Origin of the sequence: Paenirhodobacter sp. (assembly GCF_050177655.1) — a bacterium.
Lineage (GTDB): Bacteria > Pseudomonadota > Alphaproteobacteria > Rhodobacterales > Rhodobacteraceae > Rhodobacter.
On record NZ_JBFXGV010000054.1, the window covers coordinates 1 to 24,830 of the forward strand.

Here is a 24,830-nt window from a genome sequence, read left to right on the forward strand (position 1 = left end):
GTGGCCGGGGGGGGGGCGGGCTCACGCCCCTGGTGGGGATGGCGCCCGCCCCGGGGCGCCGCCAGTCTGGCGGCGCAAAGGAAACAGGCGCGCGGCCGGGGCCACGGCGCAGAAGGAGGCGGCGATGGGATGGAAGGAGATGCTGCGCGAGATCGAGATCCCGCCGCTCTGGCTGGCGATCTTCGCGCTCGCCGGCTGGGGCGTGGGGCGGGTGCTGCCCGTGGCGCTGCCTTTCGGCCGGGAACTGGGGCTTGGCCTCGTCGCGATCGGGCTCGCGCTGATGGGCGCGGCGGCGCTGCAGATGGTTTTGCGCCACACGACCTTCATCCCGCGCCGCGATCCCCAGGCGCTCGTCACCTCCGGCGCCTTCGCGCTCAGCCGCAATCCGATCTACCTTGGCGACGCCTTCGTGCTCGCCGGGCTCTTGCTGATCTGGCAGGCCGCGCTCGGCCTCTGGCTGGTGCCGGCCTTCATGGTCTTCATCACCCGCCGCTACATCCGCGCCGAAGAGGCGATGATCGGCGCGCATTTCGGCCCGGCCTACGCGGCCTATCGCGCGCGCACCCGGCGCTGGCTCTGACGGTCATGCTGCAGCTGCGGCATTTCCCGTCGCGCCTGCGACGATTTTCCAAGGATTTCCCCTGCGACGGCGCTTGTGAAACTTTATTACGCGATGCTAAGGAACCTTTGCCACGTTTCGTGTCCCCCGGCTGAAATTGGTCCGGGGGCGTAATGGGAGAGAGAACAGTGAAAATCGGCGCTCCGAAAGAGATTTTCGAGGGCGAATCGCGCGTTGCCATGACGCCCGATTCCGCGCTGCAGCTACAGAAGCTGGGACATCAATGTTTCGTCGAGGCCGGGGCCGGCGCGGCGGCGGGCTTCACCGATGCCGCCTATGAGGCGGCCGGTGTGACCGTCATCGCCGGAGAGGCCGCGCTCGTCGAGGCGGTCGACTTCGTCGTCAAGGTGCGACCCCCGACCGATGAGGAAGTGAACCTCCTCAAACCGGGCAAAACCCTGATTTCCTTCTTCTATCCGGCTCAGAACACCGAGCTGATGGAAGCGGCGAAAGAGACCGGCGCCAATGTCATCGCGATGGACATGGTGCCGCGGATCTCGCGCGCGCAGAAGATGGACGCGCTGTCGTCGATGGCCAATATCGCCGGTTACCGCGCGGTGATCGAGGCCGGCAACAACTTCGGCCGCTTCTTCACCGGGCAGGTGACGGCGGCGGGCAAGGTGCCGCCGGCGAAGGTGCTCGTCATCGGTGCGGGCGTCGCGGGTCTGGCCGCGATCGGCACCTCGACCGCGCTTGGCGCGATCACCTATGCCTTCGACGTGCGGCCCGAAGTGGCCGAGCAGATCGAATCGATGGGGGCGGAATTCGTCTATCTCGACTTCTCGGAAGCGCAGACCGATGGCGCGGCGACGGGTGGCTATGCCGCGCCCTCGAGCCCGGAATTCCGCGAAGCGCAGCTGAAGAAGTTCCGCGAACTCGCGCCTGACATGGATATCGTGATCTCGACCGCGCTCATTCCGGGCCGTCCGGCGCCGGTGCTCTGGACGAAGGACATGGTCGAGGCGATGAAGCGCGGCTCGGTCATCGTCGACCTCGCCGCCGAGCGCGGCGGCAACTGCGAACTGACGAAGATGGACGAGAAGGTCGTCACCGACAACGGTGTCACGATCATCGGCTACACCGACTTCCCCTCGCGCATGGCGCAGCAGAGCTCGCAGCTTTACTCGACCAACATCCGCCACATGATGGCCGACCTCACGCCGGGCAAGGACGGTGTCGTCAACCACAACATGGAAGACGACGTGATCCGCGGCGCGACCGTGGTCTATCAGGGCGCGATCACCTTCCCGCCGCCGCCGCCCAAGGTGGCCGCGATCGCGGCGAAGAAGCCGACCGAAAAGCCGAAGGAGCTGACGCCGGAAGAACGCAAGGCGCAGGAGATCGCCGCCTTCAAGAAGCAGACGAAGAACCAGGTGACGCTGCTCGCCGTGGGGGCGATCGTGCTCCTCGGCATCGGCCTCGTCGCGCCGGCGAGCTTCATGCAGCATTTCATCGTCTTCGCGCTGAGCTGCTTCGTCGGCTTCCAGGTGATCTGGAACGTCTCGCATTCGCTGCACACGCCGCTGATGGCGGTGACGAACGCGATCTCCTCGATCATCATCCTCGGCGCGCTGATGCAGATCGGCTCGGGCTCGTGGCTGGTGATCCTGCTCGCCGCGCTTTCGGTCTTCATGGCCGGGATCAACATCTTCGGTGGCTTCATGGTCACCCGGCGCATGCTCGCCATGTTCCAGAAGTCGTAAGGAGTAGGCGTCATGGAATTCGGTTTCACCACGGCCGCCTATGTCGTTGCGGCGGTTCTGTTCATCCTCTCGCTCGGCGGCCTTTCGGGGCAGGAGAGCGCGAAACGCGCCGTCTGGTACGGTATCGCGGGCATGGCGCTTGCGGTGGTCGCGACGCTGATCGGTCCCGGCCGGGGGCTCTGGCTGCTCTCCGTCCTGCTGATCGCGGGCGGTGGCCTGATCGGCTGGGTCGTCGCCAAGAAGGTGCAGATGACCGAGATGCCGCAGCTCGTCGCGGCGATGCACTCGCTCGTCGGCCTCGCCGCCGTCTTCGTCGGCTATAACGCCTATATCGAGACGGTGCAGCTGCGTGACATCCTGATGGTCATGCACGACCCGATGGCGGCGCGGCTCTTCACCCCCGAGCAGCTGATGCAGATGCAGCAGCAGGCCGAGGGTCTGCGCGGCTTCGGCGCGGTGCTTCTGCACAAGACGCCGGTCGAGCTTTCGATCCTGCGGGTCGAGCTTTTCCTCGGCGTGTTCATCGGTGCGGTCACCTTCACCGGCTCGATCATCGCCTTCGGCAAGCTCGCGGGCAAGATCACCTCGAAGGCGACGAAGCTGCCGGGCGGGCACATGCTCAACGCGGGCGCGGCGATCCTTTCGGTCGTCATGCTGATCGCCTTCATGAACGGGGCCGGGGCCTGGGCGCTGATCGTGATGACGCTTCTGGCCTTCTTCATCGGCTATCACCTGATCATGGGCATCGGCGGCGCCGACATGCCGGTGGTGGTGTCGATGCTGAACAGCTACTCGGGCTGGGCCGCGGCGGCGATCGGCTTCTCGCTTGGCAACGATCTTCTGATCGTGACCGGCGCGCTGGTCGGCTCCTCGGGTGCGATCCTGAGCTACATCATGTGCAAGGCGATGAACCGTTCGTTCATCTCGGTCATCCTCGGCGGCTTCGGCAACACGACCGGCCCGGCGATGGAAGTCGAGGGCGAGCAGATCGCGATCGACGCGCAGGGCGTGGCCGATGCGCTGAGCGATGCCGACAGCGTCATCATCGTGCCGGGCTACGGCATGGCGGTCGCGCAGGCGCAGCAGGCGGTCTCCGAACTCACCTCGATGCTGCGCGCGCGCGGCAAGACGGTGCGCTTCGCGATCCACCCGGTGGCGGGCCGTCTGCCCGGCCACATGAACGTGCTTCTGGCCGAGGCGAAGGTGCCTTACGACATCGTTCTGGAAATGGATGAGATCAACGAGGACTTCCCGAATACCGACGTGGCGATCGTGATCGGCTCGAACGACATCGTGAACCCCGCCGCGCAGGAAGATCCGAACTCGCCGATCGCCGGCATGCCGGTTCTGGAAGTGTGGAAGGCGAAACAGGTCTTCGTGTCGAAACGCGGCCAGGGCACCGGTTATTCGGGCATCGAGAACCCGCTTTTCTACAAGGAAAATACGCGGATGTTCTACGGCGACGCGAAGAAGTCGGTCGAGGAACTGCTGCATCTGATGCGCTGAGCCGAAAGGCCCGGCACGGAAAGGCCCCGCTTCGGCGGGGCCTTTTCTTTATGGGCTCGGTTGCGTAGCCTGTCCCCGAACGAATTTTGAGGACAAGATGTTGAAACTGATTTCCGTTGCGGCGCTTGTCGCGGTGCCGTCCTTCGCGATGGCGGCCGATCTTTCCACTCTCAAGGAGATGATCCGGCAAGAGGTGGCTGTGGATTGCAAGGTTCCGGCCTCCCTGGCGCTGCCCGACGAGATGTTCGTGCCGAAGGCCGGGGGCAAGGTCGAGGTCCATCTCGGATATGCCGAATGCGGATGGACCTTCATGACGAATCCCTGGTGCGGCGCCGCGAAATGCACCGTGCGGACCTATGCGCCCCAGGGGGCCGGCTGGACCGAGATCGGCGCGCGGCTCGAATGACGCGCGGCCCGCTTCGACGGGGCTTTTCTTTTGCGATTGCATGGCGATGAACCGAATTCCTCCGATCCCGGCGCTTTATCTGTTGTGCCTGCCGCTCCTTTGGAACACGCTTGCGCGGCTTGGCCATGTCTGGTTCGGGGCGGGGGGCGATCTGCGCTACCTCCACCATCCCTGGCTGACCACGCTGCACCTGCTGCCTGCGCTGCTCTTTCTGTTGCTCGGGCCGCTGCAATTCCTGCCGCGCAAGCGGGGCGCGCATCGCTGGCGGGGGCGGCTCTTCGTTCTGAGCGGGCTGGTTTCGGGGGCGGGGGTATTGCCTCTCCTGCGGGCCTTGCCCGGGCTTGGCGGCCCGCTCGTGCATCTCGGCACCGTGGGGCTGGTTCTGGCCTTTCTCGCCAGTCTGGTGATCGGGGCCGTGGCCGCGCGCCGCCGTGCCTTCGGGCTGCACCGCGCGGCCATGATGATCGCCCTCGCGCTTGGCCTTTCGGTTGCCTCGGCGCGCTGGTTCATCCTCGCGGGGATGGCGATGGGGATGCCGCTGGAACGGGTCTTCGTGCCGGGCTCCGTGCTCGGCGCGACCGTCAACGGTGTCGTCGTCGCCGGGCTGCTGTGGTGGCCCCGGCGCCGGGCGCGTGGCGCATAGTCACTTCCGATCCGCCGCCCGCGCGGCGAGCGTGTCGCCGATCACCGCCTGCAGCGCGGCGATGCCGGCGTCGGCATCGGTGCGAAAGCGCGCCATCGCGGCGTCGAGCGCGGCGCGATCGAAGGGGCGCGCCATGCCTGCCGCGACCACCGCGGCGCGGTCCTCGGCCAGGCGGTGCAGCGCCGGGCGCAGGCTGTCGGCGTGATCGCGCAGCGCCGCGCGCAGGTCGCGCCGCACCTCGCGCGGGAAGAAGGCCTGCGCCGCCGCCGGGCCGAGCAGGTCGCCTTGCAGCGCGCGAAAGCGCAGCACCGCGCCCGCGGCGAGCGCATTGCCCAGAAGCGAGACCGCCAGCACCGCGATCAGCGCGATCCGCCCCTTGTCGCGTTTTTTCTCCATCAGAACCCTCCCGTCACGCCGATCAGATCGCCGAAAAGCCCGAGCGTCACCCAGCTTTCGCCGCCGATCGCGGGGAGCAGCAGCCAGCCGAGCGCCATCCCCCCGGCCATCAGCCCGCCGAAGAGGCCAAGCGCCGGCCCGGGCAGCGCCAGCACCTCCGCCCCGCGGGCGAAGGGCCCGGGTTCGGGCGCGGCAAGCCGGGTCAGCACCGCGCGCGAGAGGGCGGGCGCATCGGCGGGCTCCGCGCCGATCAGCCGGCCGAGTTCGGCGTCGAACTCTTCGTCATTCCTTTGGGTCATCTTCGCCTCCTCGCGCAAAATCCGGCCCGAGCCGCGCGCGCAATCCGGCGCGCGCCCGCACGAGCAATTGTTCCGTGGCCCCCGCGCCGATCCCCATCGCCGCGGCGATCTCGGCGGTCGAAAGCCCGCCCGCCGCCCGCATCGTCAGCGCCGCGCGCTGGCGTTCGGGCAGCTCTGCCATCGCCGCCGAAAGCCGGGCGAGGCGCTGGCGCGCGTCGAGCGCGGCCTCCGCCCCCGGCGTCTCGTCCGCGGGTTCGGGTGCCGCCTCGAGGCCGAGAAACCGCCGCCAGCCCTGACGCCGGGTCCGGTCGAGGCAGAGGTTGCGCGCGATCCGCCAGATCCAGGCCGCGGGCGGGCCAAGCGCGGGATCGTAGCGCCCGGCATGGCGCCAGAGCCGCAAGAACACCTCCTGCGCGATGTCCTCCGCCTCGGCGGGGTTGCGCAGGATCTGGGCCGCGTAGCGCTGCACCCCCGGGCCGTAGAGCGCCACGATCCGGCCAAGCGCGGCCCGGTCACCCCGGGCCAGCGCCGCCATCAGTGCCTGCGGATCTTCGGTGTCGGGGGTCATCGCCTCTCCCTGTCGCGCCGAGACTAGCGCCCCGGCGCGGCCGAGGTCCATCGCCTCAGCGCGTGACGGTGACGAGCCGCTTGCGGGTGGAGGTATTGCCCTCCGGCCCGGTGCGGGTGACGGTGGTCGCCGAAGAACCCTGCGTGGTCACGCGGTTGCGCTGTTTCGTGGCGCTCTGCCCGTTCGCGCCGGTCGCGGTGGTGGTGGTGGTGCAATTCGCCGTGCCGCCGCCGCGCAGACAGTCGCGGTTCACCTGTGCGCTCGCGCCGTTCGCGCCGGTGATGGTGACGTTCTGCGCGCCGGCGGGCAGGCCGAGGGCGAGCGCGAGGGGCAGGGCGATCAGGAAGGTCTTTTTCATCGTGGTTCCTTTCGGGATCCGTGTGGGGGAGGGGGTCCGTGAGTGGTGGTGTCGTGAGCGGTGGTCAGGGATCAGTTGCGCGCCTGCGCGACGAAGCGCGCGATGCGGTCGAATTCGGCGCGGTCGAGCTGGCCGTCGCCATTGCGGTCGGCAAAGTCGAAGCCGCGGGTCTGGGCGGTGTATTCGGCGAGCGTGAGCTGCCCGTCATGGTTCGCGTCCTGCGCCCAGATCCGCTCGTCGGCGCGCGGGGCCTTGGCGCCCTGCGCCGCCCGCGCCGCGTCGATCTCCGCCCGGGTGATGGTGCCGGAATGGTCGGCGTCGATCAGAGCGAACATCTGCCGGCGCAGTTCGAGGAACTCGGCCCGGCTGATCGTGCCCGAGTGATCGGTGTCGAGCCGTTCGAAGGCCGCCGCGGCGCTGCCCGCGAAGCCCGCGGGGGCGGTCATCAGCGCCAGCCCGAGCGCGAGGGGGATTGTGGTCATCTGTCGCATGGGTCTCTCCCTTTGCCATGACCGGATTACGCGCGGGGGGCGCCCCCCCTACGCGGGGGCGCGAAAATTTCCGTTCCGCATACCGTGGTATGCCGATAAACATATGGGAACATTGTCTTATTTATTTGCCTCCGGGGGATAATCGGCTAAGCAGAAGCAAGCCTGCGGGAGTGACCATGACGCCGATCGACGACCATCCCTTGCGCTATGCGCTGGTGAACGAGCTGCATGCGCGGCCGTTCCCCTCCTTTGCCGCGCCCGCCCATGTCGTCTATCTCGCGATCAAGGAGCCGCGCGATGCGGCGAACCGCGACCGGGCCAAGGATCACGCGCATCTGTGCGACCTGCTTGGCCGCGCGGGGGCGCCGCTGCCGCCGCCGGGGGTGACCCATTACGCCGGCGAGATCGGCCGCTACGCGCTGAAATGGGAAAGCCATACCGAATTCACCACCTTCCTCGCCCATGCGCCGGGGGTTTCGGCGCGGCCCTTCGATCCGGCGGAAACCGAGGCGTTCCCGGCCGACTGGATCGAGGCGGCGCCGGGCAAGCGGATCGCCGCGGTGATGATCCGCATCGAGGAGCTGCCCGAGGATCCGGAGTCGGTGCTGCCGCGGCTCGAGGACTGGTTCGTGCATGAAAGCCTCGTCTGCGCCTGGGTGCTCGACGAGGCGGCGGTGGTGGCGACCGATTTCCGCATCGACCCGGCGGGGCAGATGCGCTTCGCGATCTTCGTGCGGCCGGGCACCGGGCCGGGGCGCGTCGGGCGCATCGTGCAGCGGATCTGCGAGATGGAGACCTATCGCGCGATGTCGATGCTCGGGCTGAACCGGGCGCGTTCGCTCACCCGCCGGCTCAACGCGCTCGACCCCGAGCTTTCGGAGCTCGTCGACGGCATGACCGACGACGCCATGCCCGCCGAGGATACGCTGCACCGGCTGCTCGAGATCTCCTCCGAACTGGAAAGCCTCGCGGTGCAGCACAGCTTCCGCTTCGGCGCGACCGGCGCCTATGAGGCGATCGTGAAGGAGCGCGTCGAGGTGCTGCGCGAGAGCCGCTTCCGCGGGCGGCAGAAATTCTCCGAATTCATGCTGCGCCGCTACGATCCGGCGATGCGCACGGTGAAATCGGCCGAGGCGCGCTCGAATGCGATGATCGAGCGGGCGGCGCGCGCGGGCGAGCTTTTGCGCACGCGGGTGGATGTCGAGCGGCAGGCGCAGAACCAGAAGCTGCTCGAGAGCATGGACCGGCGCGCCGATCTGCAGCTGCGGCTGCAGCACACGGTCGAGGGGCTTTCGGTGGTGGCGATCAGCTATTACGCGGTGAGCCTCGCGGGCTATCTGAGCTATCCGCTCGCGAAACATTACGGCGTGACGAAGGAAATGGCGGTGGCGGGGCTGACCCCCTTCGTGATCGCCGGCGTCTGGCTGATGGTGCGGCGCATCCGCAAGGGCTTCGGCGGGCACTGAGCGCCAGGGCCGGCGCGGAGGGGGCGCTGCCCCCGTCTGCTGTCGCAGACTCCCCCGGGATATTTCTTCTCTATAGAAACGGCATTTCTACAGAGCGGAAATATCCCGGGGGGAGGCGAAGCCGGGGGGCAGCGCCCCCCGTCGCCGGTCTCAGCCCGCGATCCGGTCGAGCACGCGCGCCCAGCTGCGGATGCCCTTGTGGAACGATTTCACGTCGTATTTCTCGTTCGGCGAGTGGATCGCGTCGTCGTCATTGGCATAGCCGATCAGCAGCGCATCCATGCCGAGGATCGTCTTGAAGTAATAGGCGATCGGGATCGAACCGCCCATGCCGACGATCACCGCCTCGCGGTTCCACTCGTCGGAGAGCGCCTGGCGCGCGGCCTCGAACTCGGGGCGCGAGGTGTCCATCACCGCGGCCGGGGCGCCGTCGATGTCGCTGTCCCAGGTGACGCGGGCGTCGGTGGGCAGCCGCGCCTCGACGTGGCGGCGCACCGCGGCGCGCACATGGGTCGGGTCCATGTCGCCCACCAGCCGGCAGGTGATCTTGCAATGCGCCTCGGCCGGGATCACCGTCTTCGAGCCCGCGCCCTGATAGCCGCCCCAGAGCCCGTTGATCTCGAGCGTGGGGCGCGCCCATTGCTGTTCGAGCGCGGTATAGCCCTTCTCGCCATGCGCGACCGTCATGCCGGCATGGGCGAGATATTCGTGCTCGTCGAAGCCGCAGTTTTCCCATTGCCGCTTCAGCTCGGCGGGCACTTCGTGCACGCCCTCGTAGAAGCCTTCGACCGCGACGCGGCCGTCTTCGTCATGGAAGCTCGCGATCAGTTTCGAGATCTCGCGCAGCGGGTTCAGCGCCGGGCCGCCGTAATGGCCCGAATGCAGGTCGATACGCGGGCCGTGGAGGGTGAATTCCTCCTTCAGCATGCCGCGCAGCTGGCCCGCGATCGAGGGCACGCCGGGCGAGACCATGCCGGTGTCGCAGATCAGCGCGAGATCGCAGCTCAGCTCGTCCTTGTACTGGTTCAGGAAGGGGATCAGCGAGGGCGAGCCCGACTCTTCCTCGCCCTCGAGGAAAATCGTCAGGTTGCCGGGCAGGGTGCCGGTGACCGCCTTATACGCGCGGCAGGCCTCGACGAAGGTCATCAGCTGGCCCTTGTCGTCGGAGGAGCCGCGGCCGCGGATCACCGGGCCGTTCGCGGTTTCCTCGATCGCGGGCTCGAAGGGGGCGCGGTGCCAGAGGTTCAGCGGATCGACCGGCTGCACGTCGTAATGCCCGTAGAAAAGCAGATGCGGGCCGGGCCCCTCGTGGCGCGCGACGACCATCGGATGGCCGGGGGTGGGGCGCACTTCGGCCTTGAAGCCGAGCGCGGCGAGCTCCGCCACCATCCAGTCGGCGGCGCGCGCGCAGTCCGCCTTGAACGCCGGATCGGTCGAGATCGAAGGGATGCGCAGCACCTCCATCAGCCGTTCGGTCGCCTCCGGCAGGGTTTCGTCAATATGGGTGAGAACGGCGTCGAGCGTCATCTGGGCCTCCTTGTCAGGCGCGCGAGCCTAGCACCCGGGCCGCGGGTGTCCAGCGCCGGCGGTATGCGCAGATCGGCCATGCGCCGCGCGCCCGGCGTTCGACGAAAGGTGAAGACCCATTCCGTTTTTTGAAATTGATTCGCCGGTGCGACAATTTTAGGCTCCCAAATGCGGGATTTGACCTTTATCAATGCCGCCCACGCGACAGGCCTTTACGGCTCACCCAGCGAACAGCGGGCACACCAGCTAGGGGAACTCAGGATATGAACTACGATCTCGCGCTCGATCAGGCGATTCAGCGGCTCCACGACGAAGGCCGTTATCGCGTCTTCATCGACATCGAGCGGGAGAAGGGGGCCTATCCGAAGGCGATCTGGACGCGCCCCGACGGCGCGAAGAAAGAGATCACGATCTGGTGCGGCAACGACTATCTCGGCATGGGCCAGAACGCGGAAGTGCTCGCCGCGATGCATGAGGCGCTCGACGCCACCGGCGCCGGTTCGGGCGGCACGCGCAACATCTCGGGGACCACGGTCTATCACAAGCGGCTCGAGGCCGAGCTCGCCGATCTGCATGGCAAGGAAGCGGCGCTGGTCTTCTCGAGCGCCTATATCGCCAATGACGCGACGCTGAGCACGCTGCGCAAGCTCTTCCCCGGGCTCGTGATCTTCTCCGACGAGCTGAACCACGCCTCGATGATCGAGGGGATCAAGCGCGCCCCGGGCGAGAAGCGGATCTTCCGTCACAACGACGTCGCGCATCTGCGCGAGCTGCTCGCGGCCGAAGATCCGAAGGCGCCGAAGCTCATTGCCTTTGAATCGGTCTATTCGATGGACGGCGATTTCGGCAAGATCACCGAGATCTGCGATCTCGCCGCGGAATTCAACGCGCTGACCTATCTCGACGAGGTGCACGCGGTCGGCATGTATGGCCCGCGCGGCGCCGGCATCGCCGAGAAGCTGGGCGAGATGGGGCGGATCGACATCTTCAACGGCACGCTCGGCAAGGCCTTCGGCGTGTTCGGCGGCTATGTCGCGGGCTCGGCCAAGATGATGGACGCGCTGCGCTCCTATGCGCCGGGCTTCATCTTCACCACCTCGCTGCCGCCGGTCGTGGCCGCGGGGGCCGCCGCCTCGATCGCCTTCCTCAAGGGGCCGGGCGGCGCCGAGCTGCGCGAAAAGCAGCAGCTGCACGCCAAGGTGCTGAAGATGCGGCTGAAGGCGCTTGGCATGCCGATCATCGACCACGGTTCGCATATCGTGCCGGTGGTGATCGGCAACCCGGTGCATACCAAGGCGCTCTCCGACATGCTGCTCGAGGATTTCGGCATCTACGTCCAGCCGATCAACTTCCCGACCGTGCCGCGCGGGACGGAGCGTCTGCGCTTCACCCCCTCTCCGGTGCACGATCTGGGGCAGATCGACGCCCTCGTGCATGCGATGGACGCGCTCTGGGCGCGCTGTGCGCTGAATCGCGCCGAGGCCAGCGCCTGACCCCTTTCTGCGAGTGCACGGCTCTCCGGCTTGTGATAATGAATCGGTAATGGTTGCGGGTCACAGGCCCGAATCGACGACATCTGGCATCTAGGGGCAGGGCAGGCACATGATCGGGCGGAGGAAGTCTCCTTCGACGCTGGAAGAGGACAAGCCGAAAGGCTTCGACGATTTCGAGCTGCGTCTGGGCGATGTGATGCGGGGCGAGCGCGCCACGCTGTCGAAATCGCTCCTCGACGTGCAGCGCGAACTGCGCATCAAGGCGGCCTATATCGCGGCGATCGAGAGCGCCGACGTGGCCGCCTTCGAGACCCCTTCGTTCATCGCGGGCTATGTGCGCTCCTATGCGCGCTACCTCGGGCTCGACCCGGACTGGGCCTTCCAGCGCTTCTGCAAGGAGGCCGGCTTCCAGCCGACGCATGGCATGGCCGCCGCCGCCTCCGGGCCGAAGCCGCAGCGCCGCCCGTCGGACGTGGCCGAGGCGCTCGCCAATCCGAACGCCACTTTCATCCCGAAGACCGAGGCCTTCTGGACGAAGATCGAGCCGCGTGCGCTTGGCTCCGTGCTCGTGCTGGGGCTGGTCGTCGGCGCGATCGGCTATGGCGGCTGGACCGTGCTGCAGGAAGTGCAGCGCGTGCATCTGGCCCCGGTCGATCAGGCGCCGGGCGTGGTGGCCGAGATCGACCCGCTGCAATCGGTGACCCCGGATGCGGCGCAGATGCAGACCGCCTCGAACGACATCGCCCCCGCGGCGCCCGCGCCCGAGGCGCTCGACCGGATCTATCGTCCGGCGACGCTCGACGCGCCGGTGCTGATCGCGCGGGATGGGCCGATCGCCTCGATCGCGCCGGGCGAGACCGGCGTCTTCGCCGGTCAGCCGGTGGCCGCCGCGACCCCCGCGGTTGCGCAGGGCAGCGATCCGACCCGGCTTGCCGCCGCGACGATCGCGCCGGCGCCGCAGGTGGGCGCCGATGGCACGATGGTGCGCACGCTGGGCGCCGATGCGCCGGCGGTCGAGGTGCTTGCGGTGCGTCCCTCCTGGGTGCGGATCTCCGCCGCCGACGGCTCGGTGATCTTCGAGAAGGTGATGGATGCGGGCGAACGCTACGCGCTGCCCAAGCTCGAGGAAGCGCCGGTGATGCGCACCGGCGAATCGGGCGCGATCTATTTCGCGGTGAACGGGGTCGCGCATGGCCCGGTCGGCAAGCGTGGCGAGGTGACGAAGAACATCACCCTCTCGCCCGAGGCGCTCGATGCGAAATATGCGGTGGCCGATATCGGGGCCGACGGCGATCTCGCGAAGATGGTGGCGGTGGCCGATGCCGGGGCGCTGGCGCCGGCCGATCCGGCGGCGCCGGCCGATCAATAAGGCCTCGCGCCGCATCTGACGGATTTGCAGCCGTTGCCCTCGGGCGGCGGCTGTCCTATTTCTGGCCCCAGAAACGGAGGCTCCCATGTCGCTCAATCCCGTCCGCCCCTGGCGCAACGTCTATCGCCGCAAATCGCGTCAGATCATGGTGGGCAAGGTGCCGGTGGGGGGCGATGCGCCGATCTCGGTGCAGACGATGACCAACACCGATACCTCGGACGTGAAGGCGACCCTGGATCAGGTGCTGCGCGCGGCCGATGTCGGCGCCGATATCGTCCGCGTCTCGACCCCCGACGAGGCCTCGACGAAGGCGCTGAAGGAGATCTGCCGCGAAAGCCCGGTGCCGATCGTCGCCGACATCCATTTCCACTACCGCCGCGCGATCGAGGCGGCCGAGGCGGGCGCCGCCTGTCTGCGGATCAACCCGGGCAATATCGGCGATGAAAAGCGCGTGCGCGAGGTGATCGCGGCGGCGAAGGACCACGGCTGTTCGATCCGGATCGGGGTGAACGCCGGCTCGCTCGAAAAGCATCTGCTCGAGAAATACGGCGAGCCTTGCCCCGAGGCGATGGTCGAGTCTGCGCTCGAACATATCCGCATCCTCGAGGACAACGATTTCCGCGAATACAAGGTTTCGGTGAAGGCCTCGGACGTGTTCCTCTCGGCGGCGGCCTATCAGGCGCTGGCGGAGGCGACCGACGCGCCGCTGCATCTCGGCATCACCGAGGCGGGGGGGCTGATCTCGGGCACGGTGAAATCGGCGATCGGGCTGGGGAACCTCTTGTGGATGGGGATCGGCGACACGATCCGGGTGAGCCTTTCGGCCGATCCGGTCGAGGAGGTCAAGGTCGGCTACGAGATCCTCAAATCGCTCGGCCTGCGGACGCGCGGCGTGCAGATCATCTCCTGCCCGAGCTGCGCGCGGCAGGGCTTCGACGTGATCAAGACGGTCGAGGCGCTGGAGAAGCGGCTCGAACACATCAAGCAACCGATGAGCCTGTCGATCATCGGCTGCGTGGTGAACGGCCCGGGCGAGGCGCTGATGACCGACATCGGCTTCACCGGCGGCGGCGCGGGGTCGGGGATGATCTATCTCGCCGGCAAGCAGAGCCACAAGATGTCGAACGAGCAGATGATCGACGAGATCGTGCGCCTGGTCGAGGAACGCGCCGAGAAGCTCGCAGCCGAGGCGCAGGCCGCCGAGGCCGCTGCGCAATAGCTGGCAAGAACCCGCCGGTTCCGGAAAAGCGCCTGAAATCATTGTGATGGCTTTTGGCGCCTTGCCCGGGAACGGGTTCGGGCCGGCATCGTTTTCCTGACACACAGCGGGGGGTTGCACCGCCCGCATGACATCCAGGAGGACAACAGATGTTCAACCGTTCGACCAAGATCTTCGCGATTGCCGGCATTGGCCTGATCGGGGCTGCGGGTTCCGCCTCTGCGCTCGAGGCCGTCACGGCGTCGCCTGTCACCGTTTACACCGCGCCGGAGAAGGCCGCGGCCTCGATCGCCGTCGCCCCGGCCGCCTCGGTGCTGTCGGTCGAGGGTTGCCTCGCCGATGCGCCCTGGTGCGAGGTCGCCTATGACGGCAAGACCGGCTGGGTGCCGGCCGACCAGCTCGGCGTCAAGACCGGCGCGCAGCTGGTGATGCTGTCCGAACGCCCCGCCGGGGTCACGGTGAAGACGGTGACCTATCAGAACGGCACGAAGGAAGGGCAGGGCGCGGCGGCGCTGGCCGGTGTCGGCACCGGCGCGGCGGCGGGGGCTGCGGTCGGCGGCCCGGCCGGCGCGGTCATCGGCGCGCTGATCGGCGGTGTGGCGCTGGGCGAGGCGGCGAAGCCCACGACCGAGACCGTGACCTGGGTCGAGAAGAACCCGGTCGCCCCGGTCTATCTTTCGGGGGATGTGGTCGAGGGCGCGGTGCTGCCCGACGCCGTCACGCTGACGCCGGTGCCCGACAGCAGCTATGCCTATGTGAACGTGAACGAGCATCCGGTGCTCGTGAACCCGGACAATCGCCAGATCGTCTATATCGTGAAGTGACCGCCTGCGAACGGAGAGGGGGGCCAGCGCCCCCCTCCTTCCTTCCGAAATTCTTCCCCCGGGATATTTTCGCTCCGGAAACGGTGGTTTCTTCAGAGCGAAAATATCCCGGGGGGCTGGCGCAGCCAGCGGGGGCAGCGCCCCCTCCGGCCTTTCGCGCTTATTCGGCCCCGCTTATTCCGCCTTGCGCTCTTCGGCGACGATCTGCGCCATCGCCGCTTCCGGGCCGTAGCCGCGCATCAGCTGCTGGCCGATCACGAAGGCCGGCGTGCCCGAGATCGCCATCCGCTCGCCCAGCTGCATGTTCGCGCGGATCACCGCGGTGACCTCCTCGGTGTTCATCCGGTTCACGATCGCATCGGCGTCGAGCTTTTCCTCGGTGGCGAGGCGCTTGAGCCCCTCGAGCGAGATGTCGCCGCGCTGCGTCATCAGCGTGTCGTGCACTTTCTCATAGGCTGCATCGCCCGCCAGCTGCTTCACCGCGATCGCGAAACGCGCGCCCAGCTCCGACTGCGGCCCGAGGATCGGGAATTCCTTCACCACGAAGCGGATCTTGCCGTCGTTCTTGAGCAGGTTCGCAACCTCCGGGTAGGCCTTCTTGCAATAGGTGCATTTGTAATCGGTGAATTCGACGATGGTGATGTCGCCCTCGGGATTGCCGCCGACCCAGTCGTTCGGGTTCTGCAGCAGATCCTTCTCGTTCGTCGCGACGAGGGTCTTGTCGTTCTGCGCGGCCGCCGCCTGCTGGCGCTGGTCGAGCACGTTGATCGCCTCGACGAGAACCTCGGGGTTCTGCATCAGATATTCGCGCACGGCATCGCCGAAGGCGGTCTTTTCGTCGGGCGTCATCTTCGAAAGGTCGAGCGCAAAGCTCGGCGCGGCGAGCGCGGTGGTCACCGCGAGCGCGGCCAGAAGGGTGCGGGTCATCGTGAAATCCTGTTCGATCCTGTTGGGCCCGAAGGCCGGGCGTCGCGGTGAAACTGGCCAATCGGCGCGGGCGGCGCAAGGGGAAAGGCCGCGCGGCAATGCCGCAGGGCGCGCGGTCGGCGGGCAGGCGCCATTGACCCCGGCGCCGTCCCGTCCTATCGCGCTTGGGCTCAAATCATGGAGGCAGGCGATGCGTTTCTCAAGCCGTGGTCAGGTCGATCCCTTCATCGTGATGGATGTGATGGAAGCGGCGCGCGCCGCCGAGGCCGCGGGGCGGCACATCATCCACATGGAGGTCGGCCAGCCCTCGACGCCCGCGCCCGCGGGCGCGCGCAAGGCGCTCGCCGCGATGCTGGAGAAGGACGCGCTCGGCTATACCGTCGCGCTTGGCCTGCCCGAGCTGCGCGCGGGGATCGCGGCGCTCTATCGGCGCTGGTATGGCGTCGATCTCGACCCGGGCCGGGTGGTGGTGACGGCGGGATCTTCGGGCGCCTTCCTGCTCGCCTTCTCGGCGCTTTTCGATGCGGGCGATCGCGTCGCGCTTGGGGCGCCGGGTTATCCGAGCTATCGCCAGATCCTGCGCGCGATATCGGTGACGCCGGTCGATATTTTGACCAAACCCGAGAACCGCTATCAGCCGGTGCCCGCGGAGATTCCGCGCGATGTGCAGGGGCTGATCGTCGCCTCGCCGGGCAACCCCTCGGGCACGATGCTGGGCAAGCCCGAGCTTGCCGCGCTGATGGCCGTGGCGGCGGAGCGCGATCTCGCCTTCGTTTCCGACGAGATCTATCACGGGCTGCAATACGAGGCCCCGGCGGTCACCGCGCTCGAGGTCTCCGATCAGGCCTATGTCATCAATTCCTTCTCGAAATATTTCTCGATGACGGGCTGGCGCGTGGGCTGGATGGTGGTGCCGGAGGATCACGTCCGCACCGTCGAGCGGCTGGCGCAGAACATGTTCATCTGCCCGCCGCACGCGAGCCAGATCGCCGCGCTCGCCGCGCTCGACTGCGTCGAGGAGGCCGAGGCGATGCGCGCGGTCTATGCCGAAAACCGGCGCCTCATGCTGGAGGGGCTGCCGAAGGCGGGCTTCACGAAGATCGCGCCGCCCGATGGCGCCTTTTACATCTATGCCGATGTGTCGGAATTCACTCAGGACAGCCGCGCCTTCGCCGCCGAGATCCTGGAACGGGCCGGGGTGGCGGTGACCCCCGGGCTCGATTTCGACCCGGTGCGCGGCCATACCACGCTGCGCTTTTCCTACGCGCGCCAGACGGCGGATATCGAGGAGGGGATCGCGCGGCTCGCGGCCTTCATGGCGGCGCGCTGAGCGGTTTTCGTGCGCCCCGCGCTGCGCTATAGTCCGCGCAAAACGGAGCAGGCATGAAACGGTTTTCCCTTCTTCTCGCGGCGCTGTGGCTGGCGCTGACGGGGCTGGCCGCGGCGCAGGAGCTTTCGGCGCTCGCCCGGCTCGATCCGGTGCGCTCGGGCGTCAACGCAACCGCGCAGGCGACCGAGCTGACGCTCGGCCTCAGCCAGCCGGTGCCGTTCCGCGCCTATCTGCTCGACGATCCGCCGCGGCTCGTCGCCGATTTCCGCGAGGTCGATTTCGGCGCGGCGGATGCGGCGGCGTTCTCCGGCCACGGGCTGATCGGCGCGGTGCGCTGGGGGCGGTTCCGCCCGGGCTGGTCGCGGCTGGTGGCGGAGCTGACCGGCCCCGCGCGCATCGCCGAGGCGGTGGAGGAAACCGAGGGCCCCGCGCGGGTGAGCCTGCGGCTCGAACCGGTGGCGCAGGCGGAGTTCGCCGCGCGCGCGGGCGCGCCCGAATCCGCGCTCTGGGATCTGCCGCAGCCCGCAGTGACCGATCCGCCGCATCGCCGGCAGGACGGATCGGCGCCGCTCAAGGTGGTGATCGACCCGGGCCATGGCGGCATCGACCCGGGTGCGGAGTTCGAGAACCTGCACGAGGCGGTGCTGGTGCTGACCTTCGCGCGCGAGCTGAAGGAGGCGATGGTGCGCGCGGGGATGGAGGTCACGATGACGCGCGAGGAGGATGTCTTCGTGCCGCTCGAAACGCGGATCACCGTGGCGCGGGCGACCGGGGCGGATCTCTTCATCTCGCTGCATGCCGATGCGCTGCCCGAGGGCGAGGCGACGGGGGCGACCGTCTACCTCTTCGATGCGCAATCCTCGGACGAGGCGGCGCGCAAGCTGGCCGAGCGGCACGACCGCGCCGATCTGCTCGCCGGGGTGGACCTCGAGGGGCATGACGATGCCGTCGCCTCGGTGCTGATGCAGCTTGCGCGGACGGAGACGGCGCCGCGCACGGTGCGGCTGAGCCAGGTGCTCGCCGGTGCGATCAAGGGGGCGGGGCTGCGGATGCACCGTCACCCGGTGCAGGCGGCGGATTTCTCGGTGCTGAAGGCGCCCGACATTCCCTCGGTGCTGATCGAGCTCGGCTTCCTGTCGTCGGAGGCGGACCGCAAGCGGCTGCTCGACCCGGAATGGCGCGCGAAGATGGTGGGGGCGATCGTCACCGGCGTGAACCGCTGGGCCGAGGCGGACGCGGCCGAGGCGCGGCTCTTGCGGCAATGACCGGCGGGGAGGGGGCGCTGCCCCCGTCTGCTGACGCAGACTCCCCCGGGATATTTGACCTCTGTAGAAACGGCATTTCTACAGAGTGGAAATATCCCGGGGGGAGGCGAAGCCGGGGGGCAGCGCCCCCTCTCACTCCGCCCAGTCGGGCTTGCGCTTTTCGATGAAGGCGCTGATCCCTTCCTCGGTGTCGCGCCAGAGCATGTTCTCGACCATCACCGCGGCGGTGTGGTCATAGGCGGCGGCGAGGTCGAGCGGCAGCTGGTCATAAAAGGCGCGCTTGCCGATCTTCACCGCGGCGCCGAGTTTTGCGGCGAGGGTCTCGGCCAGCCGGTCGGTCTCGGCGCCGAGCGCGTCATGCGGCACGACCCGGTTCACGAGGCCCACTTCGCGCGCGCGGGCGGCGTCGATGAATTCGCCCGTCGTCAGCATCTCGAAGGCGACCTTGCGCGGCACATTGCGCGACAGCGCCACCATCGGTGTCGAGCAGAAGAGCCCGATGTTCACGCCGTTCACGCCGAACCGCGTGCCCTCGGCCGCGACGGCGAGATCGCAGCTTGCCACCAGCTGGCAGCCCGCTGCGGTGGCGATGCCATGCACCTCGGCGATCACCGGCTGCGGCAGCGCCGGGATCATCTGCATCACCTCGGCGCAGCGGAAGAAGAGATCGGCGAAATAGGCGCGGCCCTTGTCGGGCGCCTGCCGGCCCGCCTGCATCTCCTTCAGGTCATGGCCCGCGCAGAAGGCCTTGCCCGCGCCCTTCAGCACCACGACCCTGATCGTCGGATCGGCGGCGATTTCGGTGAGGCGGGCCTTGAGCCGTGCCAGCATCGCATCGGACAGCGCGTTGAGCGAGCCCGGCGCGTTCATCGTCAGATGTGCGATGACGTTACGTCGCTCGAGTTCCACGAGATCGGTCATTGAAAATCCTCCCTGTGCCCGGAAGTCTAGGGGCCGGGAGCCCCGATCGCAAAGGGGGAGGGAGAGCATGACAGAGAAAATGGACGCTGCGTCACTTTCGCAGTTCATGGCCGATCAGTTTCCGCAGGTGGCGGAGGATTTCGTGATCGAGAGCACGGGCGAGGAGCTCGTCGTGCGGTTGAAGGTGAGCGAGCTGCACCTGCGCCCGGGCGGCACCGTCTCCGGCCCGACGATGTTCGCGCTGGCCGATGTCGGGGTCTGGCTCGCGATTCTGGCGCGGATCGGGCCGGTGGCGCTGGCGGTGACGACGAATGCCTCGATCGACTTTCTGCGCAAACCCGCGGCGGGGCGCGATCTGATCGCGCGGGTCAGGATGCTGAAACTCGGCCGGGTGCTCGCCGTGGGCGACGTGCTGATCTTCTCGGAGGGGGAGGAGCAGCCCGTCGCGCGGGCGAGCATGACCTACTCGATCCCGCCAAAACGCGACTGAGGGGCGGAATCGGGCGCGTTTTCAGAGGGTTGGTGTGGGGTATTTAAATACCTATTTTCCAAAGCATTGATATTGCTTGTGAAAATGGCGATAATTGCGCTTGATTTTGCGCGCCGGATCGCCGAAAAGCCGCCATCCAATGCCACAACCCTTCAAAGGGCGATCTGAAATGAAAACCTATACCGCGAAACCGGCGGAGATCGAGAAGAAGTGGATCCTGATCGACGCCGAAGGCGTCGTCCTGGGCCGCCTCGCCACGATCGTCGCCATGCGCCTGCGCGGCAAGCACAAGCCGACCTTCACCCCGCACATGGACATGGGCGACAACGTGATCATCATCAACGCCGACAAGGTGCAGATGACCGGCACGAAGCGTGAAGACAAGCGCTACTACTGGCACACGAACCACCCGGGCGGGATCAAGTTCCGCACCGCGCGTCAGGTGCTCGAAGGCGCTCACCCGGAGCGCGTCGTGATCAAGGCCGTCGAACGCATGATCTCGCGCAACCGTCTGGGTCGCGCGCAGATGTCGAACCTGCGCGTCTACGCTGGCGCCGAGCATCCGCACGAAGCGCAACAGCCTGAAGTTCTCGACGTCAAAGTCCTGAACAAGAAGAACACCCGGAGCTGATCATGGCCGAAGAACTCAAATCTCTCGACGATCTGAAGTCGGCCGTCGCGGGCACCGCCGCTGCCGTGATCGAACTCGACGCGCCCCGCGAGCCGGTGCGTGACGCGCAGGGCCGCGCCTATGCGACCGGCAAGCGCAAGGACGCGGTCGCCCGCGTCTGGGTCAAGCCCGGTTCGGGCAAGATCACCGTCAACGGCAAGGAAATGCCGGCGTATTTCGCCCGCCCCGTGCTGCAGCTGATCGTCAACCAGCCCTTCGAAGTGGCCGGTGTGGTCGGTGAATACGACGTCTACGCGACCGTGACCGGCGGCGGCCTCTCGGGCCAGGCCGGTGCGGTGAAGCACGGCATCTCGAAGGCGCTGCAGCTGCACGAGCCGTCGCTGCGTGGCGCGCTCAAGGCCGCGGGCTTCCTGACCCGCGACAGCCGCGTCGTCGAACGCAAGAAATACGGCAAGGCGAAAGCCCGTCGTTCGTTCCAGTTCTCGAAGCGCTGATCTTCGGAACATACGATTTGGAAACGCGGTCCCTCGGGGCTGCGTTTTCGTTTTGCGCCATCCCGGCGGGGCGCGGGCGGAGGCGCGCAGGAGTATTTTTGCCAAGAAGAAGCGCATGGATTTCTTCTTGGCAAAAATACTCATCTCCGGTTTCCGCGGGTGACCGGCCGGGCATGAAAAAGCCCCGCCGGGGGACGACCGGCGGGGCGGGGGACGCCGGGGCGCCCCCTCGGGGTGTGGTTCGGATTACTCCGCCTCGTCCATCGGCGCGGCGTTGAGCAGCGCGTAGCCCGGCGCGCCGAGCCGGTCGTAGAGGCCGAGCTGGGTTTCCAGGAAGTCGATATGGCCTTCCTCATCCTCGAGCAGTTCGTCGAAAAGCTGCTTCGAGACGTGATCGCTGACCGAGGCGCAATATTCGCGCGCCTCGGTGTAAAGCGTGCGGGCGTCCTTTTCGGCGGCCAGATCGCATTCGAGCGTCTCGCGCGGGCCTTCGCCGATCCGCAGCGGATCGAGCTTTTGCAGGTTCGGATGCCCCTCGAGGAAGAGGATGCGCGCGATCAGCTTGTCGGCATGGCCCATTTCCTCGATCGATTCGGCGCGGGATTTCTTCGCCATCTTCGCGAGGCCCCAGTCCTCCTGCAGGCGGAAATGCACCCAATATTGCGAAATCGCGGTCAGCTCCGACCGCAAAGCTGCGTTCAGGTACTCGATGACCTTCGCGTCGCCCTTCATGCCCTCTTTCCTTTCAGTTCGGTGCGCAGATTGCGCAGGTCTGCCGGCACCGCGCGTTCGTCGGCGGGCACGGCGAGGTTCTCGTTGCCCCGCATCGTGGCGAGGAACAGCGGCATGCAGCCGCCGCAATCGGCGCGCTTGCCAAGCGTGCGGTAGATCTTGCCCGGGGTGATCAGCGCGTAGCGGTCGGCGGCGCGCATCCAGTCGATGGTGGCGTGGATGTCGCGGTCGGTGATGTGCTGGCAGTGACAGACGATCATCGCGGGCTCCTTTGCCCTTAGATGACCAAAACACTCATGAATGTCAATTCCGAGTTTTCCTGTCGGATTAATTCCGCTCAGATCACGGGGCCGGTGCTGCGCGCCTGTTCGATCAGCCCGGCGACGCGGATCTGCAGCTCCTCCGCGGCGTGTTTCTCGCGGGCGAGGTGGTCGTGCACCGAGGCCGTGCCGCGGAAATGGAAATTCAGGTCATAGGCCCTGGGGGCGTGGTGCTGTGGCAGGGGGATGCGCAGCCGCCAGGAGGGCAGGCTGTCGATGTCGCCCTTGTCGTAACGCACCTGCGGCATCGGCAGCGCGGCGAGCGGCCAGTTCTGATGGCGCCGCCAGATCAGGCTGCGCCAGCGCAGATCGGCGCGGAGCCGGTCGGGGTCGAGCACCAGTTCCGAGGCGAGCGGCGCGAAGAGGGTGAGCACGATGCCGGTCAGCGTGATCAGCGCCCCGACGCAGAGCGGCACCACCGGATAAAGCCCGGAGCCCGCGCGGAGCAGCGTGGCGATTTCGTGCAGCAGCCAGGCCTCGATCGCGAGCGTGAGGGCGAGGCTGATCAGCGCGACGGGCAGCGGCAGGTTGCCCCCGCGCAGGATCAGGCGCGCTCCGTCTTCTTCGACGACAGGATCTCTCATGGCTTTTCCGGGCAATGTCCTTGCGAATGGCGCAAGCCTTGCGCGCGAATGCGGCGATTCCGTGGCGTCGCGCCGCGCCATGCCGCGATGCGGCGGCTGTTTGCATGGGCGGGGCTTTGCAGTAGAAAAGGGGAAACAACGAGAAGGCCACAGATGTCCGTTTCCATGCTTTCCACCTTCGTCAAGCCGATGCATCGCGAGGGGCGCAAGTTCGTCTCGATCTTTGCCGGGGTGACGCTGATCCTGTTCCTGATCTGGGCGCCGCTCGGCTGGCTCGGGATCGGGCTGACGGTCTGGTGTTACTATTTCTTCCGCGATCCGGAGCGGGTGACGCCGTCCCGCGCGGGGCTGATGGTTTCGCCCGCCGATGGGGTCGTGTCGCTGCTCGAACCGGCGGTGCCGCCGGTCGAGCTTGGCCTCGGCGATCTGCCGATGATGCGGATCTCGGTCTTCATGTCGGTGTTCAACTGCCATGTGAACCGGCTGCCGCTGGCGGGGCGGATCACCCGCGTCGCCTATCGGCCGGGGAAATTCCTCAATGCCTCGCTCGACAAGGCCTCCTCGGACAACGAACGCAACGGCCTCGCGGTCGAGACCGGCGACGGGCTGCGCTATGGCGTGGTGCAGATCGCGGGGCTCGTCGCGCGGCGGATCCTGTGCGAGGTGAAGGAGGGGCAGGAGCTGATGACCGGCGAGCGGTTCGGGCTGATCCGCTTTGGTTCGCGGCTTGATATCTACCTGCCCGAGGGGGTGAACCCGCTCGTCTGCATCGGGCAGACGATGATCGCTGGGGAGACGGTGCTGGCCGATGTGACGAGCGCCGAGCCCGCGCGCACGGGCGGGGTGCGCTGAGATGAGCGCGCCCATCGGCCCGGGGCCGCAGGATCGCGAGCAGATGCCGTTTCTGCTGCTGCTCCCCAATCTGGTGACGATCGCGGGGATGTGCCTCGGGCTCACCTCGATCCGCTATGCGATGGTGGCGATGTATGAGATCGCGGTGGGGCTGATCCTGCTTTCGGCGCTGATCGACGGGCTCGACGGGCTGATCGCGCGGCGGCTGCGGGCGACGTCGGATTTCGGGGCGGAGCTCGACAGCCTCTCCGATTTCCTCTGTTTCGGGGTGGCGCCGGGGGTGCTGGTGTTCCGCTTCGCTCTGGGGGAGGGCAATGCGCTCGGCTGGGTCTTCGTGCTGGTCTATGCCGCGGCGGGCTGCCTGCGGCTCGCGCGGTTCAACGTGATGCGCGGCGAGGACGGGGCGGGCAAGACCCATTTCACCGGGGTGCCGGCGCCGGCGGGGGCGATGCTCGCGCTGCTGCCGGTCTATCTGCACCTCGCCCATATCGTCGACGTGCGGCAGGTGCCGATGCTGGCGGCGCTCTGGCTCGGCATCGTCGGCGTGCTGATGATCTCGCGGATCCCGACCTTCTCGCCGAAGTCGCTGCGGGTGCCGCGCTGGGGCGTGGGGCTCTTGCTGATGGGGACGGTGATCTCGATGGGCCTCGTCTTCACCCGGTTCTGGGCGCTGATGGTGCTCGTCGACCTGCTCTATGTCGTGCTGCTGGTGCCGGCGATCTGGAAGGTGCGGGGGCGGATCCTGGGCTGAGTCTGCCGGGAGGGGCAAAGATACGGGGGCCGGGTCGGAAACGATCCGGCCCTTGCGATTCCCCGGGGCCGAATTCGGGGGAGGATGCGGGGGAGGGGAGGGGCGACTCGCGCGAATCCGCCCTCCGACTCGCGCGCCCCGGGGGCTGAGGCGCGAAAAAAAACGCCGGATGACGCGGGGGCAGTTTAGGCGAATCCCGGGGGAGGGGAGGGCGATTCCGGCCCGGAAGCGCGGCATTGCGGCGAAACCGCTTCCGAAGTTGCCCGGGCGTTCTGCATTTCGCCCAAGTTTTCCACAGCATTTCCGAGTGTGACCGAAAAAAATGACGGTTTTGCGAAAATCCCTCTTGCGGACCCCGGCGCAGATGCGTAGAACGCCCCTCACCGAAGCGGAACACACCGCAACGGTCGCCGGACGGAACGAAACGACGAAGCGAAAGCGACGCTGCAACGAACCGGACGGAACGAAATTCGAGGTTGCGCGGGTCATGGCGCTACGAAAGTAGCGGTATGGTTCGTTTTTCCTCTGCTCTTTGACATTGATGGATATCTGAAGAGATATGCGGGCGGTTTGGTTGCGCAAGCGACTGCGGACCTAGCATATCGGCTCTCTAGCTTAGGCGATGATGAGAGTAGTCAGCTTCACT

28 protein-coding genes are annotated in these 24,830 nt (G+C 67.3%); 17 read left to right on the plus strand and 11 right to left on the minus strand.

Annotated features, from left to right (window positions below):
- The first annotated feature begins 124 nt into the window (after window positions 1-124).
- From AB7U46_RS15405 to AB7U46_RS15425, 5 genes are all read left to right on the plus strand, one after another.
- Complete coding sequence (locus AB7U46_RS15405; RefSeq protein WP_428337869.1) at window positions 125-580, plus strand: methyltransferase family protein; 456 nt, start codon at window positions 125-127, stop codon at window positions 578-580.
- Window positions 581-747: 167 nt separating this feature from the next.
- Window positions 748-2,322 (plus strand): Re/Si-specific NAD(P)(+) transhydrogenase subunit alpha, encoded by a 1,575-nt coding sequence (locus tag AB7U46_RS15410; protein WP_428337870.1) that lies wholly within the window; start codon window positions 748-750, stop codon window positions 2,320-2,322.
- Between the two features lie 12 nt (window positions 2,323-2,334).
- Window positions 2,335-3,828 carry an NAD(P)(+) transhydrogenase (Re/Si-specific) subunit beta gene (locus AB7U46_RS15415; protein WP_428337871.1) on the plus strand — a complete coding sequence of 498 codons (1,494 nt, stop codon included), beginning with the start codon at window positions 2,335-2,337 and terminating at the stop codon, window positions 3,826-3,828.
- A 97-nt stretch (window positions 3,829-3,925) separates the two neighbouring features.
- Window positions 3,926-4,234 (plus strand): hypothetical protein, encoded by a 309-nt coding sequence (locus tag AB7U46_RS15420; RefSeq protein WP_428337872.1) that lies wholly within the window; start codon window positions 3,926-3,928, stop codon window positions 4,232-4,234.
- Between the two features lie 46 nt (window positions 4,235-4,280).
- Window positions 4,281-4,877, plus strand: a complete 597-nt coding sequence (locus tag AB7U46_RS15425) for a DUF2306 domain-containing protein (protein ID WP_428337873.1) — start codon at window positions 4,281-4,283, stop codon at window positions 4,875-4,877.
- Here the strand turns inward: AB7U46_RS15425 and AB7U46_RS15430 are convergent, their stop codons facing one another.
- The 5 genes from AB7U46_RS15430 to AB7U46_RS15450 form a co-directional block, all read right to left on the minus strand.
- Complete coding sequence (locus AB7U46_RS15430; protein WP_428337874.1) at window positions 4,878-5,273, minus strand: hypothetical protein; 396 nt, start codon at window positions 5,271-5,273, stop codon at window positions 4,878-4,880.
- Complete coding sequence (locus AB7U46_RS15435) at window positions 5,273-5,572, minus strand: hypothetical protein (protein ID WP_428337875.1); 300 nt, start codon at window positions 5,570-5,572, stop codon at window positions 5,273-5,275. The genes AB7U46_RS15430 and AB7U46_RS15435 overlap by 1 nt, the downstream gene beginning before the upstream one ends.
- Complete coding sequence (locus AB7U46_RS15440) at window positions 5,556-6,140, minus strand: RNA polymerase sigma factor (RefSeq protein WP_428337876.1); 585 nt, start codon at window positions 6,138-6,140, stop codon at window positions 5,556-5,558. The genes AB7U46_RS15435 and AB7U46_RS15440 overlap by 17 nt, the downstream gene beginning before the upstream one ends.
- Window positions 6,141-6,195: 55 nt before the next feature.
- Window positions 6,196-6,498, minus strand: coding sequence for a hypothetical protein (locus AB7U46_RS15445; RefSeq protein ID WP_428337877.1), 303 nt, complete (start codon window positions 6,496-6,498; stop codon window positions 6,196-6,198).
- Window positions 6,499-6,569: 71 nt separating this feature from the next.
- Entirely contained in the window at window positions 6,570-6,980 is a 411-nt protein-coding gene (locus AB7U46_RS15450; RefSeq protein ID WP_428337878.1) for an EF-hand domain-containing protein, read from the minus strand.
- Between the two features lie 185 nt (window positions 6,981-7,165).
- On the opposite strand from AB7U46_RS15450, the gene AB7U46_RS15455 reads away from it, so the two are divergent.
- A complete protein-coding gene (locus AB7U46_RS15455; protein ID WP_428337879.1) occupies window positions 7,166-8,455 on the plus strand; it encodes a DUF3422 family protein in 1,290 nt (429 codons plus the stop codon).
- Between the two features lie 150 nt (window positions 8,456-8,605).
- Here AB7U46_RS15455 and AB7U46_RS15460 read toward each other — a convergent pair whose 3' ends face one another.
- Window positions 8,606-9,982 (minus strand): dipeptidase, encoded by a 1,377-nt coding sequence (locus AB7U46_RS15460; RefSeq protein WP_428337880.1) that lies wholly within the window; start codon window positions 9,980-9,982, stop codon window positions 8,606-8,608.
- 263 nt (window positions 9,983-10,245) lie between these two features.
- Here AB7U46_RS15460 and hemA point away from each other — a divergent pair, with 263 nt between their 5' ends.
- From hemA to AB7U46_RS15480, 4 genes are all read left to right on the plus strand, one after another.
- Window positions 10,246-11,475 carry a 5-aminolevulinate synthase gene (gene hemA / locus AB7U46_RS15465; RefSeq protein WP_428337881.1) on the plus strand — a complete coding sequence of 410 codons (1,230 nt, stop codon included), beginning with the start codon at window positions 10,246-10,248 and terminating at the stop codon, window positions 11,473-11,475.
- Between the two features lie 109 nt (window positions 11,476-11,584).
- Window positions 11,585-12,844, plus strand: coding sequence for a helix-turn-helix domain-containing protein (locus AB7U46_RS15470; RefSeq protein WP_428337882.1), 1,260 nt, complete (start codon window positions 11,585-11,587; stop codon window positions 12,842-12,844).
- Window positions 12,845-12,929: 85 nt separating this feature from the next.
- A complete protein-coding gene (ispG, locus tag AB7U46_RS15475) occupies window positions 12,930-14,063 on the plus strand; it encodes a flavodoxin-dependent (E)-4-hydroxy-3-methylbut-2-enyl-diphosphate synthase (RefSeq protein WP_428337883.1) in 1,134 nt (377 codons plus the stop codon).
- A gap of 149 nt (window positions 14,064-14,212) precedes the next feature.
- Window positions 14,213-14,887, plus strand: a complete 675-nt coding sequence (locus tag AB7U46_RS15480) for a DUF1236 domain-containing protein (RefSeq protein WP_428337884.1) — start codon at window positions 14,213-14,215, stop codon at window positions 14,885-14,887.
- A 174-nt stretch (window positions 14,888-15,061) separates the two neighbouring features.
- Here AB7U46_RS15480 and AB7U46_RS15485 read toward each other — a convergent pair whose 3' ends face one another.
- Entirely contained in the window at window positions 15,062-15,814 is a 753-nt protein-coding gene (locus tag AB7U46_RS15485) for a DsbA family protein (RefSeq protein ID WP_428337885.1), read from the minus strand.
- Window positions 15,815-16,004: 190 nt separating this feature from the next.
- On the opposite strand from AB7U46_RS15485, the gene AB7U46_RS15490 reads away from it, so the two are divergent.
- Together AB7U46_RS15490 and AB7U46_RS15495 are read left to right on the plus strand one after the other, a co-directional pair.
- The gene (locus AB7U46_RS15490) at window positions 16,005-17,144 is read left to right on the plus strand and encodes a pyridoxal phosphate-dependent aminotransferase (RefSeq protein ID WP_428337886.1); all 1,140 of its coding nucleotides are present in this window, start codon (window positions 16,005-16,007) and stop codon (window positions 17,142-17,144) included.
- Window positions 17,145-17,197: 53 nt separating this feature from the next.
- Complete coding sequence (locus tag AB7U46_RS15495; protein WP_428337887.1) at window positions 17,198-18,409, plus strand: N-acetylmuramoyl-L-alanine amidase; 1,212 nt, start codon at window positions 17,198-17,200, stop codon at window positions 18,407-18,409.
- Window positions 18,410-18,541: 132 nt separating this feature from the next.
- On the opposite strand, the gene AB7U46_RS15500 is transcribed toward AB7U46_RS15495, so the two are convergent.
- Complete coding sequence (locus AB7U46_RS15500; RefSeq protein WP_428337888.1) at window positions 18,542-19,330, minus strand: enoyl-CoA hydratase; 789 nt, start codon at window positions 19,328-19,330, stop codon at window positions 18,542-18,544.
- Window positions 19,331-19,397: 67 nt separating this feature from the next.
- On the opposite strand from AB7U46_RS15500, the gene AB7U46_RS15505 reads away from it, so the two are divergent.
- The 3 genes from AB7U46_RS15505 (at window position 19,398) to rpsI (ending at window position 20,945) form a co-directional block, all read left to right on the plus strand.
- Window positions 19,398-19,820, plus strand: a complete 423-nt coding sequence (locus AB7U46_RS15505; protein ID WP_428337889.1) for a PaaI family thioesterase — start codon at window positions 19,398-19,400, stop codon at window positions 19,818-19,820.
- Window positions 19,821-19,989: 169 nt separating this feature from the next.
- Window positions 19,990-20,451, plus strand: coding sequence for a 50S ribosomal protein L13 (gene rplM / locus AB7U46_RS15510; RefSeq protein ID WP_428337890.1), 462 nt, complete (start codon window positions 19,990-19,992; stop codon window positions 20,449-20,451).
- 2 nt (window positions 20,452-20,453) lie between these two features.
- Entirely contained in the window at window positions 20,454-20,945 is a 492-nt protein-coding gene (gene rpsI / locus AB7U46_RS15515; RefSeq protein WP_428337891.1) for a 30S ribosomal protein S9, read from the plus strand.
- Window positions 20,946-21,191: 246 nt separating this feature from the next.
- Here rpsI and bfr read toward each other — a convergent pair whose 3' ends face one another.
- The 3 genes from bfr to AB7U46_RS15530 form a co-directional block, all read right to left on the minus strand.
- Window positions 21,192-21,677, minus strand: coding sequence for a bacterioferritin (gene bfr, locus AB7U46_RS15520; RefSeq protein ID WP_428337892.1), 486 nt, complete (start codon window positions 21,675-21,677; stop codon window positions 21,192-21,194).
- Window positions 21,674-21,937 (minus strand): (2Fe-2S)-binding protein, encoded by a 264-nt coding sequence (locus AB7U46_RS15525; RefSeq protein ID WP_428337894.1) that lies wholly within the window; start codon window positions 21,935-21,937, stop codon window positions 21,674-21,676. The genes bfr and AB7U46_RS15525 overlap by 4 nt, the downstream gene beginning before the upstream one ends.
- Before the next feature lie 77 nt (window positions 21,938-22,014).
- Complete coding sequence (locus AB7U46_RS15530; RefSeq protein ID WP_428337895.1) at window positions 22,015-22,581, minus strand: hypothetical protein; 567 nt, start codon at window positions 22,579-22,581, stop codon at window positions 22,015-22,017.
- A gap of 87 nt (window positions 22,582-22,668) precedes the next feature.
- On the opposite strand from AB7U46_RS15530, the gene AB7U46_RS15535 reads away from it, so the two are divergent.
- Together AB7U46_RS15535 and pssA are read left to right on the plus strand one after the other, a co-directional pair.
- A complete protein-coding gene (locus tag AB7U46_RS15535) occupies window positions 22,669-23,433 on the plus strand; it encodes a phosphatidylserine decarboxylase (RefSeq protein WP_428337897.1) in 765 nt (254 codons plus the stop codon).
- Window position 23,434: 1 nt separating this feature from the next.
- A complete protein-coding gene (pssA, locus tag AB7U46_RS15540) occupies window positions 23,435-24,184 on the plus strand; it encodes a CDP-diacylglycerol--serine O-phosphatidyltransferase (RefSeq protein ID WP_428337896.1) in 750 nt (249 codons plus the stop codon).
- Window positions 24,185-24,830 lie beyond the last annotated feature (646 nt).

Excerpts from the sequence above, each read along its gene's own strand:
- AB7U46_RS15525 (WP_428337894.1), bottom strand. The coding sequence starts at position 21,937 with ATGATCGTCTGTCACTGCCAGCACATCACCGACCGCGACATCCACGCC.
- AB7U46_RS15490 (WP_428337886.1), top strand. The coding sequence starts at position 16,005 with ATGCGTTTCTCAAGCCGTGGTCAGGTCGATCCCTTCATCGTGATGGAT.
- AB7U46_RS15405 (WP_428337869.1), top strand. The coding sequence starts at position 125 with ATGGGATGGAAGGAGATGCTGCGCGAGATCGAGATCCCGCCGCTCTGG.
- AB7U46_RS15425 (WP_428337873.1), top strand. The coding sequence starts at position 4,281 with ATGAACCGAATTCCTCCGATCCCGGCGCTTTATCTGTTGTGCCTGCCG.
- AB7U46_RS15435 (WP_428337875.1), bottom strand. The coding sequence starts at position 5,572 with ATGACCCAAAGGAATGACGAAGAGTTCGACGCCGAACTCGGCCGGCTG.
- AB7U46_RS15495 (WP_428337887.1), top strand. The coding sequence starts at position 17,198 with ATGAAACGGTTTTCCCTTCTTCTCGCGGCGCTGTGGCTGGCGCTGACG.
- AB7U46_RS15535 (WP_428337897.1), top strand. The coding sequence starts at position 22,669 with ATGCGGCGGCTGTTTGCATGGGCGGGGCTTTGCAGTAGAAAAGGGGAA.
- AB7U46_RS15505 (WP_428337889.1), top strand. The coding sequence starts at position 19,398 with ATGACAGAGAAAATGGACGCTGCGTCACTTTCGCAGTTCATGGCCGAT.
- rpsI (WP_428337891.1), top strand. The coding sequence starts at position 20,454 with ATGGCCGAAGAACTCAAATCTCTCGACGATCTGAAGTCGGCCGTCGCG.
- AB7U46_RS15460 (WP_428337880.1), bottom strand. The coding sequence starts at position 9,982 with ATGACGCTCGACGCCGTTCTCACCCATATTGACGAAACCCTGCCGGAG.
- AB7U46_RS15455 (WP_428337879.1), top strand. The coding sequence starts at position 7,166 with ATGACGCCGATCGACGACCATCCCTTGCGCTATGCGCTGGTGAACGAG.
- AB7U46_RS15445 (WP_428337877.1), bottom strand. The coding sequence starts at position 6,498 with ATGAAAAAGACCTTCCTGATCGCCCTGCCCCTCGCGCTCGCCCTCGGC.
- AB7U46_RS15430 (WP_428337874.1), bottom strand. The coding sequence starts at position 5,273 with ATGGAGAAAAAACGCGACAAGGGGCGGATCGCGCTGATCGCGGTGCTG.
- bfr (WP_428337892.1), bottom strand. The coding sequence starts at position 21,677 with ATGAAGGGCGACGCGAAGGTCATCGAGTACCTGAACGCAGCTTTGCGG.
- AB7U46_RS15470 (WP_428337882.1), top strand. The coding sequence starts at position 11,585 with ATGATCGGGCGGAGGAAGTCTCCTTCGACGCTGGAAGAGGACAAGCCG.
- AB7U46_RS15440 (WP_428337876.1), bottom strand. The coding sequence starts at position 6,140 with ATGACCCCCGACACCGAAGATCCGCAGGCACTGATGGCGGCGCTGGCC.
- AB7U46_RS15485 (WP_428337885.1), bottom strand. The coding sequence starts at position 15,814 with ATGACCCGCACCCTTCTGGCCGCGCTCGCGGTGACCACCGCGCTCGCC.
- AB7U46_RS15450 (WP_428337878.1), bottom strand. The coding sequence starts at position 6,980 with ATGACCACAATCCCCCTCGCGCTCGGGCTGGCGCTGATGACCGCCCCC.
- AB7U46_RS15500 (WP_428337888.1), bottom strand. The coding sequence starts at position 19,330 with ATGACCGATCTCGTGGAACTCGAGCGACGTAACGTCATCGCACATCTG.
- AB7U46_RS15480 (WP_428337884.1), top strand. The coding sequence starts at position 14,213 with ATGTTCAACCGTTCGACCAAGATCTTCGCGATTGCCGGCATTGGCCTG.
- AB7U46_RS15415 (WP_428337871.1), top strand. The coding sequence starts at position 2,335 with ATGGAATTCGGTTTCACCACGGCCGCCTATGTCGTTGCGGCGGTTCTG.
- AB7U46_RS15530 (WP_428337895.1), bottom strand. The coding sequence starts at position 22,581 with ATGAGAGATCCTGTCGTCGAAGAAGACGGAGCGCGCCTGATCCTGCGC.
- pssA (WP_428337896.1), top strand. The coding sequence starts at position 23,435 with ATGAGCGCGCCCATCGGCCCGGGGCCGCAGGATCGCGAGCAGATGCCG.
- hemA (WP_428337881.1), top strand. The coding sequence starts at position 10,246 with ATGAACTACGATCTCGCGCTCGATCAGGCGATTCAGCGGCTCCACGAC.
- rplM (WP_428337890.1), top strand. The coding sequence starts at position 19,990 with ATGAAAACCTATACCGCGAAACCGGCGGAGATCGAGAAGAAGTGGATC.
- AB7U46_RS15420 (WP_428337872.1), top strand. The coding sequence starts at position 3,926 with ATGTTGAAACTGATTTCCGTTGCGGCGCTTGTCGCGGTGCCGTCCTTC.
- ispG (WP_428337883.1), top strand. The coding sequence starts at position 12,930 with ATGTCGCTCAATCCCGTCCGCCCCTGGCGCAACGTCTATCGCCGCAAA.